This window comes from Agrobacterium sp. MCAB5 (genome assembly GCF_052114365.1).
Taxonomy (GTDB): Bacteria; Pseudomonadota; Alphaproteobacteria; order Rhizobiales; family Rhizobiaceae; genus Agrobacterium; species Agrobacterium tumefaciens.
This window is the reverse complement of the sequence record NZ_JBFREP010000002.1, coordinates 536,330-554,431: the sequence shown is the minus strand read 5'-3', so window position 1 is coordinate 554,431 and position 18,102 is coordinate 536,330. Positions and strand designations below refer to the sequence as shown.

Genomic DNA, 18,102 nt, shown 5'->3' with positions numbered 1-18,102 from the left:
ACGCCGCCATGTTGCTGAATTTCTGATCTGGGAGGAGAACGGAATGAAGAAGTCATTGATTGCGGGCGCCCTTGTTATGGGTTGCCTTAGCGCCGCGGTTTCGCCGGCGCTTGCGGCGTCGGGGCCGATCAAGATCGTGCTGGCGGAAGAGGCTGACCTGCTGGAGCCTTGCATGGCGACCCGCTCCAATATTGGCCGTATCATCATGGAAAATGTCAGCGAGACGCTGACCGAGCTTGATGTGCGCGGCAAGAACGGCGTGCAACCGCGCCTCGCTGAAAAATGGGAGCAGAACGTGGATGGCAGCTGGCGTTTCCACCTGCGTGAAGGCGTGAAGTTTTCCGACGGCACGGGTTTCGATGCCAAGGATGTCAAGCATAGCTTCGAGCGCATCATGAGCGACAAGAATGCATGCGAATCCCGTCGTTACTTCGGCGGTATGACCGTCACCCCCACGATTGTCGACGACCATACGATCGACTTCAAGACAGAGCCAGCCCAGCCCATTCTGCCGCTCCTGATGTCGCTCGTCACCATCGTGCCCGAAGAAACCAAGATGGAATTTATCCGCGAGCCTGTTGGCACCGGACCTTACAAGCTGACCAACTGGACACCGGGCCAGCAGATTGTTTTGACTGCACGTGACGACTATTGGGGCGCCAAGCCGCAGGTGACGGAAGCGACCTATCTTTTCCGAGCTGATCCCTCGGTTCGCGCCGCCATGGTGCAGACCGGCGAAGCCGATCTTTCACCCTCCATTTCGCAGCTCGACGCGACAAACCCGAAGACCGACTTTTCCTATCTCGACAGCGAGACGGTCTACATGCGCCTCGACCACAACATCGCGCCGCTGAATGACGTGCGGGTGCGCCGTGCACTCAACCTCGCCATCGACCGGCAGGCTTTCCTCGGCACGCTGGTTCCCGAAGGTGCTGTGCTGGCCACCGCACTCGTTCCGCCGACCACGCTCGGCTGGAACCCTGATGTCAAGGTTTTCCCCTACGACCCTGATGGCGCGAAGAAGTTGCTGGAGGAGGCAAAAGCTGCTGGTGTGAAGGTGGATACGCCGATCACCATCATCGCGCGCACTGCGAACTTCCCTAATGTCACCGAGATCATGGAGGCGATCCAGCAGCAATTGCAGGAAGTCGGCTTCAAGATCGACCTCAAATTCGTGGAAGTGGCCGAGCACGAAAGCTATTATTCCAAGCCTTTCAAGGAAGGCCGGGGACCGCAGATCGTCGCTGCCATGCACGACAATTCCAAGGGTGATCCGTCCTTCACCATGTTCTTCAAATATGCCACCAAGGGCACGCAATCCGGTTTCTCGGACCCCAAGGTGGATGACTTGATCGAACGAGCATCCGCAGCCGTCGGCGATGAACGCGCCAAGCTCTGGTCCGAGCTCATCGCCTACCTGCATGACGATGTCGTGGCGGATGTGCTGCTGTTCCACATGGTTGGCTTCTCACGCGTCTCCGAACGGCTGGACTTCAAGCCCACCATCGCCACCAATTCGATGCTGCAGCTTTCGGAAATCGGCATCAAGTAAGCCGGTATTTCATCTGCCAAAGAGCGGCGGCGGAGCTTTAGCTTCGCCGTCGTGCTGAACACCGGAGGTAACCATGCTGAGCTTCATCCGAAAACGTTCCGTTGCAAGCCTGATCTCCCTGATCGGCCTCATCGTAATGGTTTTCTTCCTCTCCCGCCTGACGGGCGACCCGGCCGCGCTGTTTTTGCCGGTGGAGGCTTCGGAGGAATTGAAGCAGCAGTTTCGTGCGCTGCATGGGCTGAACGATCCGCTGATGGTGCAGTTCCTGCGCTACGCGGGCGACGTGATGACGGGGGATCTGGGTGAATCGCTCAGGAAAGCCCGCCCTGCGCTGGATGTGGTGCTGGAGGCTTTCGTCTGGACGCTGTGGCTTGCGGTCATCACCATGTCCCTCGTCACCACCGCAGCAATCGTCGTCGGTTCGCTTGCCGCTTTCCGCTCCGGTGGCTTCTTCGATCGCATGGCCTCCACCATTTCGCTCATCGGCGCTTCCGTGCCGGATTTCTGGCTCGCGATCGTGGCGATCGTGGTGTTTTCCGTCAATCTCGCCTGGCTGCCCACCTCCGGCACCGGCTCGGTGCTGCACTGGATATTGCCGATCTCGGTTCTGTTCGTGCGCCCCTTCGGCATCATCGTTCAGGTGGTGCGCGGCTCGATGATCGGTGCGTTGTCCTCTGCCTATGTCAAAACGGCGCGCGCCAAGGGTGTGAAATCGGGTCCGATCATCTTCATCCACGCCTTGCGAAACGCCATGCTACCGGTCATCACCGTCATCGGCGATCAGGCGGCAAGCCTTCTCAACGGCGCAGTCATCGTCGAAACCATCTTTGGTTTCCCCGGGGTTGGCAAGCTGATGATCGATTCCATTCTTCAGCGCGATTTCAACGTCGTGCTGGCAGCAATTCTTGTGACCGCGCTTGCGATCTTCCTGATGAATCTTCTGATCGATATCGCCTATGCGCTGCTCGATCCGCGTATCCGGCACTGAGGAGACGTTCAGCCATGAGCCTTTCAAACGCCGATACAGAGATTATCGATGAGCCATCCTTTGCAACGCGCATGCTGCGCATGTTGTGGGCCGATAAATTCGCCCTCTGCGCCGCGATCTTCCTCATCGTCGTCATCATTCTCGCCTTTGTCGGCCCGGCGTGGCTTGGCGAGCTGGCGACGAAGCAGAACCTGCGTGGACGCAACCTTGCCCCGTTCCAATGGCAACGCGAATGGTATTTCTGGCTGGGGGCGGATGCGCTCGGTCGCCCGCTGCTGGCGCGCATCGTCGCCGCCACGCAAAATACACTGATGATCGCCGCCGGTGCCGTTTTCCTTTCCGCCGTCACCGGCACCGTGCTTGGCCTGATCGCCGGTTTTTCCTCCAACCGTGTTGGCCAGATCATCATGAGGCTGGCGGACGTGATCATGTCGTTTCCGTCACTGTTGATCGCGGTCATCGTGCTTTATCTGCTCGGCTCATCCATCCTCAACCTGATGCTGGTTCTGGCGATAACCCGCATCCCCGTTTACATCCGCACCACAAGGGCCGAAGTGCTGGAGGTGCGTGAACGCATGTTCGTACAGGCGGCGCGCGTGATGGGCGCATCGGGCAAACGTATCCTGTTCCGCCATATTCTACCCGTGGTCCTGCCGACGCTGACAACGCTTGCGACGCTCGATTTCGCCTATGTGATGCTGGCGGAAAGCGCGCTGTCTTTCCTTGGTATCGGCATTCAGCCGCCGGAAATCACCTGGGGCCTGATGATCTCGCAGGGGCGGCAGTACCTCACCAATGCCTGGTGGCTGTCCTTCTGGCCGGGCCTTGCCATCATACTCACCACCCTGTCGCTCAACCTGCTGTCCAACTGGCTGCGCATTGCGCTCGACCCCGTGCAGCGCTGGCGGCTGGAAATGAAAGGCCGCAAACATGGCTGACCATCTTCTCGATGTGCGCAACCTTTCCGTGGAGTTTCACACCGCAGGCGGTGTCGTGCATGCGGTGAAGGATGTTTCCTATCATATCGACCGTGGTGAAACGCTTGCGATCCTCGGTGAAAGCGGCTCGGGCAAATCGGTATCGTCCTCGGCCATCATGAACCTCATCGACATGCCGCCCGGACGTATCAGCGGCGGCCAGATATTTCTTGATGGCAAAGACCTTCTGACAATGCCGGCTGAGCCACGCCGCGAGATCAATGGGCGGCGCATCGCCATGATCTTTCAGGACCCGCTCAGCCATCTCAATCCGGTCTATACCGTCGGCTGGCAGATCCGCGAGGCGATGACCACCCATGGAATGGACAGGGTGAAAGCCGAAGCGGAGGCGAGGCGGCTTGTCGCGCGCGTTGGAATTCCTGATCCGGACGGAGCCTTGAAGAAATATCCGCATGAATTTTCCGGCGGCCAGCGCCAGCGTGTGATGATCGCCATGGCGCTTGCGCTCCGGCCCGATCTCCTGATCGCCGACGAGCCGACCACGGCACTCGATGTGACGGTTCAGGCTGAAGTTCTTGCCCTGCTCAAGGAATTGCAGCGGGAAACCGGTATGGCCGTTCTCATCATCACCCATGATCTTGGCGTCGTCGCCGAAATCGCCGACCGGGTGGTCGTGATGGAAAAAGGCGTGCTGGTGGAGGCAGGCACGGTTCGCGAGGTCTATCGCAACCCAAAGCATCCCTATACCCGCAAGCTCATCAGCGCCGCCCCCGGCAGGGGCGAAATGCACGAGCCGAATGCGACCGGCGAACCGCTCCTCCGTGTGCGCGATGTGCGCAAACGTTATGGGGCTTTCGAGGCACTGAAGGGCGTTTCCTTTGACCTTATGGCGGGGGAAACCATAGCTGTCGTTGGCGAAAGCGGTTCCGGCAAATCGACACTCGCGCGCATTCTGCTCCGGCTCGACGAGCCGGATGCCGGCAGCGCCGAGTGGAAGGGGCGTGATCTCTTCAAGCTTTCGCCTGCCGAACTCTTTGCCCTCAGGCGTGATTTACAGATGGTGTTTCAGGATCCAACCCAGTCGCTGAACCCCCGCATGACCGTGTTCCAGCTGGTTTCCGAAGCCTGGGTGATCCATCCGGACATACTACCCAAAGCGAAATGGCGCGAACGGGTCGCGGAATTGCTGCATCAGGTCGGCCTCTCGCCGGAACATATGCGCCGTTATCCGCATCAGTTTTCCGGTGGGCAGCGGCAGAGGATCGCGATTGCCCGCGCGCTGGCGCTGGAGCCGAAGCTCATCATCTGCGATGAAGCGGTCTCGGCGCTCGACGTGTCTGTCCAGGCGCAGGTTGTTGCACTTCTTGACAAGCTGCGCCGTGAAATGGGCCTCTCCTTCATCTTCATCGCGCATGACCTGCCGGTGGTCCGCGATTTTGCCGATCACGTCATGGTCATGCAGCGGGGAGAGGTTGTGGAATTCGGGACTGTCCGGCAGGTTTTCGAAGCGCCGCGCGAGGCCTATACGCGCGCACTTCTTTCCGCCAGCCTCGATCCCGACCCCGATATGCAGTCTGTGCGTCCGGCCGATGCCGATCACACTATTGGAAATCCAAGCGGAGTTCTTTCATGACCAAACAAGCCTTCGTCGCGCTCGTGACCTGTTTCAACGAGGACGAAACCATCAATTACGAAGCGACCCGTGCGCAGGTGCGCCGTCAGGTGGCGGCCGGCAACAACATCATGTGCGCCGGAACTAACGGCGATTTCACCGCACTGACGCATGAAGAAAAAATCCGGCTGACGGAAGAGGTGGTGGACGAAGTTGCGGGCCGTGCGAAGGTCATCGTCAACGCCGGCATGCCCGCCACTTTCGAAACGCTGCAACTCGCCAAAGCCTTCGACCGCATCGGCGTAGACGGTATTGCCGTCATCACACCCTTCTTCATCGCCTGCACCCAGGATGGGCTGATCCGCCATTTCTCGACTGTGGCCGACGCCGTCGAAACACCGGTCTATCTTTACGATATTCCCGCCCGAACCCAGAACCACATAGAGCCGGAAACCGCCCGCAAACTTGCCGCCCATGGCAACATTGCCGGCATCAAGGATTCGGGCGGTGCGCAGCAGACGCTGGAAGCCTATCTACAGGTAGCAAAGGAGATGCCCGGTTTCGAAGTCTATTCCGGCCCGGATCATCTCGTTCTCTGGTCGTTGCAGAACGGTGCCGCCGGCTGCATCTCCGGCCTCGGCAACGCGCTCCCGGATGTACTTGCCGGCATTCTCAATGCCTTCAACGCCAGCGATATCGCTGAGGCCGAACGCCAGCAGGCGATCTATACGGATTTTCGCACCGATCTCTATGCGCTCGGTTTTGCGCCCGCCATGGTCAAGCGCTCGCTTTACCTTCAGGACCCATCCGTCGGCGCCAGCCGGCAACCCGCCCTTCTGCCGGATCAGGAGCAGGATGACCGGATCGTGGAAATCTTACGTCGCTATCACCAGCTGTGACGCCACCGCCCGAATGTGACGTGGAGGAGTGAAGCCGTGTGGCGCCACGTGAAAAATATCCACAAAACGGCCAGAAGCCGAAGCATTTATACAGCCTTGTCCGGGACGAATAATTTGTGACACAAACACGAAATTTCCCTTGTCAGTCCCGCCATTGATGTTTATGAGGAGCGCGCAACGCAAGCGTTCGCGCATGCGGAGAGGTGGCAGAGTGGTCGAATGCACCGCACTCGAAATGCGGCATACCTGCAAGGGTATCGTGGGTTCGAATCCCACCCTCTCCGCCATAATTTACGCTGAGCCGTAAGATTTTTCCGAGATAGCCTGATTCATTCGTTGGTCGCTTTGATGCTGCAGTCCGCTAGCGAAGCCGGTGCCGCTTTGCGCCAGCGGAGGCAGACTGGTTGAGATAGCCGTTGGCTTCCATTTCGTTGCGTCCCACCCGCGATCTTCAGCACCTGTTGGAGGCCCACATGGCCACGCTCCCGAAAAATTGGGATGCCGGCAAGTGCTCGTTGATATCCGCCATTGCCTCTTACGGCAGAGGCGCTATCATAATTGTGTTGTAGGACGATAAGCTTTGGGAGGAGCGATACGTGAGACGGATGTGGCCAGACGAATTTGCCTTTCTGCTGGACGGCGCGGAAGAGGTTGACCTGCATATTCCATCGGGGGCACACGACGACAGTTCGCCCGAAGAAACGATATCCAAGAAGGCTTTGAAAGCCCGCATCAGCCAGCAGGATTTTGAAAAGATTTGGCATCTTGCAGAGGCTCGCTATCGGCTGACCGGCAGGTTTTCGGGCAAGGCGATTACGCTGATCGCCAACAATCCTCACTATCAGAAATGGCATCCCTCCGACGGCGGCAGCGTCGAGAGCGTGTCCGATAGCGGTCAGAAATACACGACGCGCTATGTGATCGTGCATTTTCTCGTTGATGATGTTCGCGAGCTGGTCGAAGCCTGAACTCCGCAGGAACGGTTCTTGCCATTGACTGGTCGAAGGGCCTTTCGAAATCCAGCGGTGCCGGGTAATTCTTGGCACCGCTTGGCGGCGTGTTAGAGGTGAGCTTCAATATCTGCGTAAGACTACGATGGACAGCGCGTGTCCGTAGTCCACTGAAATGCCTCTATACTGGTGCCGTCTTTGACCTCTCCGATGGCAGGGTGACGTACTGACCTTCCGCAGGCTTTACCGATGCTGCGATGTAAAAATTTCCTCTGAATTAAAATAGTTTTCCTTTAAAGAAGGGAAAACACGTTATGCTGGAGGATCACATGGCAAAGGACAGCACAAAGACCGAGCCTGCGCTTTTGTCGCAGGACCCGCATGCGGTTCGCGAGCCGAGGGTCAATAATCTCGAAATGGCGATCGGCCATGAGGTGCGTGCCTATCGCAAGAAGCTGGGCATCACGGTCACCGATCTCGCATCGGCCACCGGTGTATCGGTGGGAATGCTCTCAAAGATCGAAAACGGTAATATTTCGCCGTCCCTCACCACGCTGCAGACGCTTTCAAAGGCGCTTGGCGTGCCGATCACGGCGTTCTTCCGTGGCTTCGAGGAGCCGCGCAGCGCCACCTTCGTCAAGGCGGGCCAAGGGGTGAACATCGAGCGTAGAGGCACCCGCGCCGGCCATCAGTACAGCCTGCTTGGCCATATCGACAACAATACCAGCGGCGTCACCGTCGAGCCCTATCTCATCACGCTGACGACGGACTCGGATGTATTTCCGACCTTCCAGCATGAGGGCATGGAGTTCCTATACATGCTGGAGGGAGAGGTGGTTTATCGCCACGGCGAGCAGCTTTTCACCATGCAGGCGGGTGACAGCCTGTTTTTTGATGCTGATGCGCCGCACGGCCCGGAGGAACTGGTGAAGCTTCCCGCTCGCTATCTGTCGATCATTTCCTATCCGCAAAGGCGGCTGACAAATGATTGAAAAGTTGCCTTAGAAGAAAAAAATATTCCTGATAGTTGACGAGATGGAATTCCATATGCTAGCTCTTCATTCAGAAACGAATGGAGGTGCCTGTCGATGTGCGGCATTGTTGGACTATTCCTGAAGGACAAAAGCCTTGAACCGCAGCTGGGTGAGCTGCTTTCGGACATGCTCGTGACCATGACGGATCGGGGACCGGATTCCGCCGGCATCGCGATCTATGGAAGCGCTGCCGATGGCCGGGCAAAAGTGACCATCCAGTCAGCCGATCCCGTCGCCGATTTTTCGGGCCTTGCCGAAGCGCTGAAGGAAAATGGTGTTGAAGCTTCGGTTGCGGTGAAAAGCACCCACGCGGTCCTGGATATTCCATCGGCAAAGCTCACGGAAATTCGCTCGGTCCTGGCTGCCATCCGCCCGAATGTGCGGGTGATGGGCTCCGGCGACAGCGTGGAAATCTACAAGGAAACCGGCCTGCCCAAAGATGTCGTCGCCCGTTTTGGCGTGCGCTCCATGGCGGGCAGCCATGGCATCGGCCACACCCGCATGGCAACGGAATCGGCTGTGACGACGCTTGGCGCACACCCCTTCTCCACCGGTGCCGACCAGTGCCTGGTGCATAACGGTTCGCTCTCCAACCACAATAATCTGCGTCGGGAACTGGTACGCGAGGGCATGACCTTCGAAACCCAGAACGACTCGGAAGTGGCCGCCGCGTATCTCACGGCTGAAATGGCCAAGGGCAAGGATCTGGGCGAAGCGCTGACCGGCGCGCTCGATGATCTCGACGGGTTCTTTACCTTCGTCGTCGGCACCAAATCCGGTTTCGGCGTGGTGCGCGATCCCATCGCCTGCAAGCCGGCGGTGATGGCCGAGACCGATCAATATGTCGCTTTCGGCTCTGAATACCGCGCGCTGGTCAATCTGCCCGGCATCGAAAATGCCCGCGTCTGGGAGCCGGAGCCGGCGACCGTCTATTTCTGGGACCATGAAAAGGCCGCGTGAAACCGTCATCGGCGCATATTGCGAAAGTCATATCCATGCCAGTTTTCGATCTCTCCCACACGCCTTTGCGTGAACTCAACAGCGCGCTCCATGGGCTTTCCTCGGGCACAAACGACACCGAATTCGAAGTTGTCAATCCGCGCGGCCACCATGCCGTCGCTGTTGGCATAGACAGCCCCGTCATCGTCGATGTTCGCGGCTCGGTCGGTTATTATTGCGCCGGCATGAATGATGGCGGCACCGTCACCGTTTACGGCTCGGCCGGGCCGGGCGTTGCCGAAAACATGATGTCGGGCACCGTCGTCATCGAGGGCGACGCTTCGCAATACGCAGGTGCCACCGGTCGCGGCGGGCTGCTGGTCATCAAGGGCAATGCCGCTTCCCGCTGCGGCATTTCCATGAAGGGCATCGATATCGTCGTGAAGGGCAATATCGGCCACATGTCCGCTTTCATGGGCCAGTCGGGCCACCTCGTTGTCTGCGGCGATGCGGGCGATGCGTTGGGTGACTCCCTTTATGAAGCGAAGCTTTTCGTGCGCGGCTCGGTCAAAAGCCTCGGCGCCGACTGCATCGAAAAGGAAATGCGGCCCGAACATCTGGAAAAGCTTGCCGAGCTTCTTGAAAAAGCCGGCGTCTCCGATGTCAGCCCAAGCGAGTTCAAACGCTACGGTTCGGCCCGCACGCTCTACAATTTCAACATCGACAACGCCGACGCGTATTGAGGCGAGGGATTTTCCGATGAGCTATCACAACCCCTTCACCCCACCGCGCAAGTCCGCGACTTTCGATGATCATACGCTGGCGGAAATCCGCCGTGCGGCTGCGACCGGCATCTATGATATTCGCGGCGCAGGCACGAAGCGCAAGGTGCCGCATTTCGACGACCTGCTGTTTCTCGGCGCGTCCATCTCGCGTTATCCGCTCGAAGGTTATCGCGAGAAGTGCGATACGACCGTCACCCTTGGCACGCGCTTTGCCAAGAAGCCGATCACGCTGAAAACGCCGATCACCATTGCCGGCATGAGCTTCGGCGCGCTTTCCGGCAACGCCAAGGAAGCGCTCGGCCGTGGCGCGACCATTGCCGGCACGTCCACCACGACGGGCGATGGCGGCATGACGGATGAGGAACGCGGCCACAGCCAGACGCTGGTCTATCAGTATCTGCCGTCGCGTTATGGCATGAACCCCAAGGATTTGCGCCGTGCGGACGCCATCGAGGTGGTCGTCGGCCAAGGCGCGAAACCGGGCGGCGGCGGCATGCTGCTTGGCCAGAAGATTTCCGATCGCGTCGCCAATATGCGCAATTTGCCGAAGGGCATCGACCAACGTTCCGCCTGCCGTCATCCTGATTGGACCGGCCCGGACGATCTGGAAATCAAGATCCTTGAACTGCGCGAAATCACCGATTGGGAAAAACCGATCTACATCAAGGTTGGTGGTGCGCGCCCCTATTACGACACCGCACTTGCCGTGAAGGCCGGTGCCGATGTGGTGGTGCTTGATGGCATGCAGGGCGGCACGGCGGCCACGCAGGACGTCTTCATCGAAAATGTCGGCATGCCCACGCTTGCCTGTATTCGCCCCGCAGTACAGGCGCTTCAGGATCTCGGCATGCATCGCAAGGTGCAATTGGTCGTGTCCGGTGGCATTCGCTCGGGTGCGGATGTCGCCAAGGCTCTGGCGCTTGGTGCCGATGCGGTTGCCATCGGAACGGCGGCGCTGGTGGCGCTGGGCGATAACGACCCGAAATGGGAAGATGAATACCAGAAGCTAGGCACCACGGCCGGCGCTTATGATGACTGGCACGAGGGCAAAGACCCCGCAGGCATCACCACGCAGGACCCGGAACTTGCCGCACGTCTTGATCCAATCGCCGCCGGTCGCCGCCTCGCCAACTATCTGAAGGTCATGACGCTCGAAGCCCAGACCATCGCGCGCGCCTGCGGCAAAAACCATCTCCACAATCTGGAGCCGGAAGATCTGGTGGCTCTGACCATGGAGGCTGCGGCAATGGCGCAGGTTCCGCTGGCGGGAACAAACTGGTTCCCGGGTAAAGGCAGCTTTTAAAAAACACAATGGACGGGCGCATTTGGGAGGATGTGGCCGTCTTTTTCGATGAAGTGTCTGATATTCAAAAAAAGGGGAATGACGTGACACTGGACCTCTCCAAGTTTGCTGCCGAAAAAGGCATCAAATATTTCATGATCAGTTATACCGATCTCTTTGGTGGCCAGCGCGCCAAGCTGGTTCCTGCAGAAGCGATTGCCGATATGCAGAAGGGCGGCGCCGGATTTGCCGGTTTCGCCACATGGTTCGATCTGACGCCCGCCCATCCCGATCTCTTCGCAGTGCCGGACGCCTCCTCGGTCATCCAGCTTCCCTGGAAAAAGGATGTGGCCTGGGTTGCTGCCGATTGCGTCATGGAAGACCAGCCTGTGGAACAGGCGCCGCGCGTCGTTTTGAAAAAGCTCATCGCGGAAGCGGCCGGGCAAGGGCTGCGGGTCAAAACCGGCGTGGAACCGGAATTTTTCCTCATTTCGCCGGACGGCGCGAAAATCTCCGATGAGTACGACACGGCGGAAAAGCCCTGCTACGACCAGCAGGCAGTGATGCGTCGTTACGATGTGATCGCGGAAATATGCGACTACATGTTGGAGTTGGGCTGGAAACCCTACCAGAACGACCATGAGGACGCGAACGGCCAGTTCGAGATGAACTGGGAATATGACGATGCGCTCCAGACGGCGGATAAACATTCCTTCTTCAAGTTCATGGTCAAGTCGGTTGCCGAAAAGCACGGGCTGCGCGCGACATTCATGCCGAAGCCTTTCAAGGGTCTGACCGGCAACGGCTGCCACGCTCATATTTCGGTCTGGGATCTGGACGGCAAGGTCAACGCTTTTGCCGACAAGGCAATGCCTTTCGGGCTCTCCGCAAAGGGCAAGACGTTTCTGGGCGGCATCATGAAACATGCCTCCGCTCTTGCGGCCGTCACCAATCCGACGGTTAATTCCTACAAGCGCATCAACGCGCCGCGGACCATCTCGGGCGCGACCTGGGCGCCGAACACGGTGACCTGGACCGGGAACAACCGCACCCACATGGTTCGCGTGCCAGGGCCGGGGCGTTTCGAACTGCGTCTGCCGGATGGCGCCGTGAACCCCTATCTGCTCCAGGCCATCATCATTGCGGCCGGTCTGTCGGGTGTCCGCTCACAGGCCGATCCCGGTCCGCATCACGATATAGACATGTATCGCGAAGGTCATACCGTGACGAATGCGCCGAAACTGCCGCTCAATCTTCTCGATGCGCTGCGCGAATACGAGAAGGACGAGGAACTGCAGCAGGCATTGGGCATGGAGTTCTCAAAGGCCTATCTCAAGCTCAAGCAGGGCGAGTGGAACGCTTATTGCGCGCAATTCACTGCCTGGGAGCACCAGACAACGCTCGACGTTTGAGTTCGGGTTTCCCCGCCGCCCTCGCGGCTTTTCCCCGCGCTCGTCAGACAGCGCGGGGTTTTTCCAGTATCGATGACAGAGAGAGTGCCGGATGACGAACTTCGTCCTGACCGTAACCTGCAAGTCCACCCGAGGTATCGTCGCTGCCCTTTCAGGCTTTCTCGCTGAAAAAGGCTGCAACATCGTCGATAGTTCGCAGTTTGATGATCTCGGTACGGGCCGTTTCTTCATGCGCGTGGGCTTCATTTCCGAAGAGGGAGCAAAGCGTGACGACTTGATGGCTGGACTGATGCCGATCTCGCAGAAATTCGGCATGGAAGTGGCGCTTCATGACCAGTCCGAGCGGATGAAGGTCCTGCTGATGGTGTCGCGCTTCGGCCATTGCCTGAACGATCTGCTTTACCGTTGGCGCATCGGGGCCTTGCCGATCGATATTGTTGGCGTCGTCTCCAACCATTTCGATTACCAGAAAGTGGTGGTCAATCATGATATTCCCTTCCACCACATTCCAGTGACGAAGGAAAACAAGCCACAGGCTGAAGCCCGGATCATGGATATTGCCGAAAGCACCGGAACCGAGCTGATCGTGCTTGCGCGTTATATGCAGGTGCTTTCCGACCGGATGTGCGAGACGATGTCGGGGAAGATCATCAACATCCACCATTCTTTCCTGCCGTCCTTCAAGGGCGCCAACCCTTACAAGCAGGCCTATCAGCGCGGCGTGAAGCTGATCGGTGCGACGGCCCACTATGTCACCGCCGATCTCGATGAAGGTCCGATTATCGAGCAGGATATTGTGCGTATTACCCATGCCCAGAGCGCGGAGGATTATGTTTCGCTCGGCCGGGATGTCGAGGCGCAGGTTCTGGCACGCGCCATCCACGCCCATATCCACCACCGTACTTTCATCAACGGTAACCGCACCGTGGTCTTCCCGCCAAGCCCGGGCAGCTATGCATCGGAACGGATGGGGTGACGCGGCATTGCGACAAGCGGGTCGCGCGCTGTTGCCATAAACATGGTGCGCGGCTAAATAAGTTGGTACGCCATAATATAAAGAGCCAGAACCTGTTTTCACGCCCGGCGGGCGGAAGCGGGATGTGCCAAACGAGGTGATACCATGACCGGTGCTTTGCAGGGAACTGCCATTCGCGTTGAGCGTCCGACCAAGACGCTGAGGGAGCTTGCGCTCGACAAGGTGCGCGACGCCATCGTGAACGGTTACTTCCGTCCGGGAGATCGCCTCGTAGAGCGCGATCTCTGCGCCCAGCTGGGCGTTTCCCGCACCATCGTGCGCGAAGTCCTGCGGCATCTGGAGTCCGAGGGGCTGGTGGCGAATTTGCCGAACAAGGGGCCGATGGTTGCGCTGCTCGATCTCGCCGAGGCCAAGCAGATTTACGAAATCCGCGGTGCGCTGGAGGGAATGGCGGCGCGCCTTTGTGCGGAGCGTCGCGATCCCGCCATTGTCGAGGCGCTTGAGGCTTCACTCGAGCATATTCGCGAAAGTTACGTTGCCAAGGATATGCCCGGTGTTCTCGCGCATACCTCGTCTTTTTATCATACGCTGTTCAGCAAGATCGACCGGCATGTCGCCTGGGGCGTCGTCAATTTGCTGACGGTGCGGATCAACCATCTTCGCTCCATGACGATTAAGACGAAAAGCCGCGATACCGAAGGTCCGGCGCAGATGAAAAAGATCGTCGATGCGATCCGGAAAGGTGACGGGGACGCCGCTTACAAAGCCGCTCTCGATCATGTCACCAGCGCATGCGCTATCGCCGAAGCCGTTCTCACCGCGCAAAAAACGGCTGACTGACGGTTTTTGGCGCTCCGTTCTGCTTGTCTTGCGGTTGCCCAGTTGGCGGCCGCAGGCTCTGCGGTTTTTTGATTTTATGGTTGTTTTACAATAATTTAGAAAAACAAATGACCGCTTATTGACAGGGCAATCCGTTTGGTGTGATGGTATGCCATAATAAATAATATAAAGAGCGGAGCTTAATATGAACTGGAATCCGATTTCCCGGAAATGCATAGCCGTGCGCGCCAAAACCTCTCTGGCGGGCTTTGTCATCAGTCTTCTTGCCGGTGCGGCCGTTGCACAGGACTGCACGCCGAAAATATCCAACGATCACCTCATCAAGCCCGGCCATCTCGTGATGGCGACCAGCCCGACATTGCCGCCCATGGCCTATGCCGACCAACAGGGTGTGCTCAAAGGCCTTCGTATCGAGTTGGGTTATGAAATCGCCAAGCGCCTCTGCCTGAAGCCCGAATATATCAGCACGGAATATGCCACCATGGTGCCGGGCCTGCAGGGCGGCCGCTGGGATATGATCAATGCCGGCCTGTTCGTGACGGCGGAGCGGCGCAAGATCCTGTTCATGATCCCCTATGAGAGTCTCGCCATCAGCATTTCAACGGCCGTCGGTGCATCCGAGCCCATCACCAAGGTGGACGATCTGGCCGGTAAGGCCGTCAGCACCGATATCGGTGGCTATGCCGAGCGCAAGATCAAGGAATTGAACGAGGACTTCAAGAAACGCGGTCTTGCGCCGATGACCATAAACCTGTTCGACAATTACGCGACCGTCTATCAGGCGCTGCGGGCAGGTCAGGTTCAGGCCGCGGTCTCCATCGATCCTGTCGCCAAGCAATACCAGGATCGCGGCGAGTTCACGCATGCACTTTCCGGCATGTACCCTACGCCCGGTTCGCTTTCCTTTGGAAGCAAGGACGTCGCCAGTGCCGTCTCTGCTGCTCTCAAGGAAATGAAGGCCGATGGTTCGCTTGAAAAGCTGATGGGTGGTTATGGCGTGAGCATCGCGCCCGGCGACCTCGCCGTTCTTGGTCCGGAAGGCTGAAATCTCCTCCATCTGAACTGTCAGCGCGGCGGGAGAGTTCTCGCCGCGACCATTCCCGCATGAATTGGAGAAAGACGTGAAGGGTTGGAACTGGGAAGGTTTCTTCGAATACCTGACGAATTATTATCTTTTCGAGGGGGCGATGGTGACGCTCGGCCTCACGGTTTTTGCCATGACGGCGGGTCTTGCGCTGGGCTTCGTCATTGCGGTGATGCGCATGTCGAAATACCGGTTCCTCTCCGGACCGGCCTATTTCTACACCTGGATATTTCGCGGCACGCCGCTGCTGGTGCAGCTCATCATCATCTATACCGGCCTGCCGCAGCTCGGCATCAAGCTGACGGTTCTGCAGTCCACCCTGATCGGCCTGTCGCTTTGCGAGGCCGCTTATCTGTCGGAGATCGTCCGGGCAGGTATCGCCGCGGTTCCCAAAGGCCAAATCAATGCGGCGCGCGCCATCGGCATGACCGAGGCGCAGGTGATGCGCTACATAGTTGCGCCGCAGGCCTTCCGCATCATCATTCCGCCGCTTGGCAATTCCGTCAATGGCGTGCTGAAGACAACGTCGATCGCCTCCATCATTTCCATGGAGGAGCTGCTGCGCCGCACGCAGGTTCTTATCCAGGAAAAGTTCCTCGTTCTGGAGCTCTTCATGGTTGCGGCCCTTTATTACCTCGCCATGACGACCGCCTGGGAACTCATCCAGCGCCGTATCGAGAAACGATTCGGCAAGGCCTACGGCCCAATGTCGGCTGACGTACACTAGGGAGAAGTCCGATGTCTCAAGCAACCAGCATGATCGAACTTCAATCCGTCAACAAATGGTACGGTCCGACCTTTCAGGTTCTGACCAATTGCAGCCTGAATGTCGCCAAGGGCGAAGTCGTCGTGATCTGCGGGCCGTCCGGTTCGGGCAAGTCGACGCTGATCAAATGCGTCAATGCGCTGGAGACGATCGGCAACGGCATCATCACCGTCAACGGGGTTGAGGTGACCAACCCCAAGACCGATATGCCTAAGCTGCGCTCCAAAGTGGGCATGGTGTTCCAGCATTTCGAACTCTTCCCGCATATGACGATCCTCGAAAATCTGTGCATCGGGCAGGAGAAGGTTCTCGGCCGCTCCCCTGCGGAGGCGCTGGTCAAAGCCAACGCCCTTCTGGAGCGGGTGGGGCTTACCGCGCATGCGAAGAAATATCCCGGTCAACTTTCCGGCGGTCAGCAGCAGCGCGTCGCAATCGCCCGCGCGCTGGCGATGGATCCGGTCGCCATGCTTTTTGACGAGCCTACATCGGCGCTTGATCCGGAAATGATCAACGAGGTGCTCGACGTCATGGTCTCGCTTGCGCAGGAAGGCATGACGATGATGGTGGTGACGCATGAAATGGGGTTTGCCCGCAAGGTGGCTGACCGCATCGTCTTCATGGATGGCGGCGAGATCGTCGAGATCGGCGAGGGTGACAGCTTCTTCACCAATCCGAAGACGGATCGCGCACGCTCGTTCCTGTCGAAAATCCTGGCGCATTGACGCCACGGTGACCGGAGCGGGATGGCGAAATCCCGCTTCAGATCGTGTGCCTTAGGCCGTTCCGAACAACGCAGAATGATAGTGGCGGAGAACCGCAATGATAAACCGTGTCCTGATGCCTCGCGAAATGCTCATCGGCGGTGGCAGCCGTTTCCGATTGCCGTCACTGTTGAAATCTCTGGGGGTGAAGCGCCCTCTACTCGTCTGCGATCCAGTCATGCAGAAACTCGGCCATGCGGATGCGCTTTTGCAGGCGCTTGGCGGTGAGGGTATCGATGCCGCCATTTTTGCGGATGTCGTAGAAGATCCAACGGATATATCCATCGCCACACTGGTGAAACGCGTTTCCGGGGGCGGTCATGATGGTCTCGTCGCACTCGGCGGCGGTAGCGCCATGGATACGGCGAAAGCAGGCGCCATCGTTGCAACCAGTGGCGAAGAGCTGCGGGCGCTGAAAGTTCCAAGGATCGTGGATTTTGCCGTCATGCCGGTAATTGCCATACCCACAACCGCAGGAACCGGATCGGAAGTAACACGCGCCGCCGTCGTGACGGATACGGCTGCCAGCGAAAAAATGCTCATCCTCGGCACTGCCGCTTTGCCCGTTGCGGCCATCATCGATTACGAGCTGACGCTGACCTGCCCTTACCGCGTCACGGTCGATACCGGCATAGATGCGCTGACCCATGCGCTGGAAGCGCTGGTCAACCGCAACGGTAATGCCCATTCCGAGGCGTTGGCGCTGTCCGCGCTGAAACTGATCGGGGCAAATCTCGAAAAAGTCGCGAACGACCCGCAAAACCGGGAAGCACGCGAAGCGATGATGCTCGGGGCGACGCATGCGGGTCTTGCCGTTTCCAACACATCCACAGCGTTGATCCACGGCCTCAGCCGGCCGGTCGGTGCCTTTTTCCATGTTCCGCACGGCATGTCGAATGCGATGGTGCTGCCGTTGGTCACACAATTTTCGTTGAATTCCGCTCTACCGCAATATGCCGCCGCCGCCCGCGCACTTGGTTGCGCCAGTTCGACGGACAGTGACCAGATTGCAGGCGCAAAGATGGTGGAGGCTTTCATCGACCTGAACAGGCGGTTGAAGGTGCCGACCCCGCAGGAATTCGGTATCGACAAAACCCGCTATCTCGATCTTTTGCCGGAAATGGTGCGGCAAGGCCTCGCCTCCGGCACACCGGCAAATAACCCACGGGTTCCGACGGCAGCGGAAATGACGCGCCTTTACGAACTTGCCTTTGACGGCCGCATGGAAGGGCCTTGAGCCATAACCTCCTGTAAGAATTGTTATTTTTCACAACTTCAAGCCGC

Annotated in this window: 17 protein-coding genes and 1 tRNA gene; all 18 read left to right on the top strand. The window is 58.5% G+C overall.

What is annotated here, in order from left to right; genetic code table 11:
- The first annotated feature begins 43 nt into the window (after positions 1-43).
- On the top strand, positions 44-1,552 hold the full coding sequence (locus tag AB4Z23_RS07325) for an ABC transporter substrate-binding protein (RefSeq protein ID WP_038495835.1): 1,509 nt from the start codon (positions 44-46) through the stop codon (positions 1,550-1,552).
- A 73-nt stretch (positions 1,553-1,625) separates the two neighbouring features.
- On the top strand, positions 1,626-2,540 hold the full coding sequence (locus AB4Z23_RS07320; protein ID WP_003511517.1) for an ABC transporter permease: 915 nt from the start codon (positions 1,626-1,628) through the stop codon (positions 2,538-2,540).
- Between the two features lie 14 nt (positions 2,541-2,554).
- Positions 2,555-3,478, top strand: a complete 924-nt coding sequence (locus AB4Z23_RS07315) for an ABC transporter permease (protein ID WP_038494361.1) — start codon at positions 2,555-2,557, stop codon at positions 3,476-3,478.
- Positions 3,471-5,111 (top strand): ABC transporter ATP-binding protein, encoded by a 1,641-nt coding sequence (locus AB4Z23_RS07310; RefSeq protein WP_038494358.1) that lies wholly within the window; start codon positions 3,471-3,473, stop codon positions 5,109-5,111. Before AB4Z23_RS07315 ends, AB4Z23_RS07310 begins: the two co-directional genes overlap by 8 nt.
- The gene (locus tag AB4Z23_RS07305) at positions 5,108-5,989 is read left to right on the top strand and encodes a dihydrodipicolinate synthase family protein (RefSeq protein WP_038494355.1); all 882 of its coding nucleotides are present in this window, start codon (positions 5,108-5,110) and stop codon (positions 5,987-5,989) included. The genes AB4Z23_RS07310 and AB4Z23_RS07305 overlap by 4 nt, the downstream gene beginning before the upstream one ends.
- Before the next feature lie 197 nt (positions 5,990-6,186).
- Positions 6,187-6,276 (top strand) — tRNA-Ser (locus tag AB4Z23_RS07300).
- Positions 6,277-6,594: 318 nt separating this feature from the next.
- Positions 6,595-6,957, top strand: a complete 363-nt coding sequence (locus tag AB4Z23_RS07295; RefSeq protein WP_003511512.1) for a hypothetical protein — start codon at positions 6,595-6,597, stop codon at positions 6,955-6,957.
- A gap of 296 nt (positions 6,958-7,253) precedes the next feature.
- Positions 7,254-7,931, top strand: a complete 678-nt coding sequence (locus tag AB4Z23_RS07290; protein WP_035199727.1) for a helix-turn-helix domain-containing protein — start codon at positions 7,254-7,256, stop codon at positions 7,929-7,931.
- A 96-nt stretch (positions 7,932-8,027) separates the two neighbouring features.
- On the top strand, positions 8,028-8,933 hold the full coding sequence (locus tag AB4Z23_RS07285; RefSeq protein WP_019564960.1) for a class II glutamine amidotransferase: 906 nt from the start codon (positions 8,028-8,030) through the stop codon (positions 8,931-8,933).
- Between the two features lie 35 nt (positions 8,934-8,968).
- Positions 8,969-9,655: a GXGXG domain-containing protein gene (locus tag AB4Z23_RS07280; protein WP_035200614.1), complete on the top strand. Its 687-nt coding sequence runs from the start codon at positions 8,969-8,971 to the stop codon at positions 9,653-9,655.
- 16 nt (positions 9,656-9,671) lie between these two features.
- Entirely contained in the window at positions 9,672-11,000 is a 1,329-nt protein-coding gene (locus AB4Z23_RS07275) for an FMN-binding glutamate synthase family protein (RefSeq protein ID WP_003511507.1), read from the top strand.
- A gap of 83 nt (positions 11,001-11,083) precedes the next feature.
- On the top strand, positions 11,084-12,391 hold the full coding sequence (gene glnT / locus AB4Z23_RS07270) for a type III glutamate--ammonia ligase (protein WP_003511506.1): 1,308 nt from the start codon (positions 11,084-11,086) through the stop codon (positions 12,389-12,391).
- A 91-nt stretch (positions 12,392-12,482) separates the two neighbouring features.
- A complete protein-coding gene (purU, locus tag AB4Z23_RS07265) occupies positions 12,483-13,367 on the top strand; it encodes a formyltetrahydrofolate deformylase (protein ID WP_003511505.1) in 885 nt (294 codons plus the stop codon).
- 144 nt (positions 13,368-13,511) lie between these two features.
- Positions 13,512-14,207, top strand: coding sequence for a GntR family transcriptional regulator (locus tag AB4Z23_RS07260; protein ID WP_003511504.1), 696 nt, complete (start codon positions 13,512-13,514; stop codon positions 14,205-14,207).
- Positions 14,208-14,391: 184 nt separating this feature from the next.
- A complete protein-coding gene (locus AB4Z23_RS07255) occupies positions 14,392-15,252 on the top strand; it encodes a transporter substrate-binding domain-containing protein (protein WP_013761897.1) in 861 nt (286 codons plus the stop codon).
- Positions 15,253-15,328: 76 nt separating this feature from the next.
- The gene (locus AB4Z23_RS07250; protein ID WP_003511502.1) at positions 15,329-16,018 is read left to right on the top strand and encodes an amino acid ABC transporter permease; all 690 of its coding nucleotides are present in this window, start codon (positions 15,329-15,331) and stop codon (positions 16,016-16,018) included.
- Between the two features lie 29 nt (positions 16,019-16,047).
- Positions 16,048-16,779 carry an amino acid ABC transporter ATP-binding protein gene (locus AB4Z23_RS07245; protein WP_025595347.1) on the top strand — a complete coding sequence of 244 codons (732 nt, stop codon included), beginning with the start codon at positions 16,048-16,050 and terminating at the stop codon, positions 16,777-16,779.
- Positions 16,780-16,876: 97 nt separating this feature from the next.
- Positions 16,877-18,055 (top strand): iron-containing alcohol dehydrogenase, encoded by a 1,179-nt coding sequence (locus AB4Z23_RS07240; protein WP_038494319.1) that lies wholly within the window; start codon positions 16,877-16,879, stop codon positions 18,053-18,055.
- Positions 18,056-18,102: the final 47 nt, after the last annotated feature.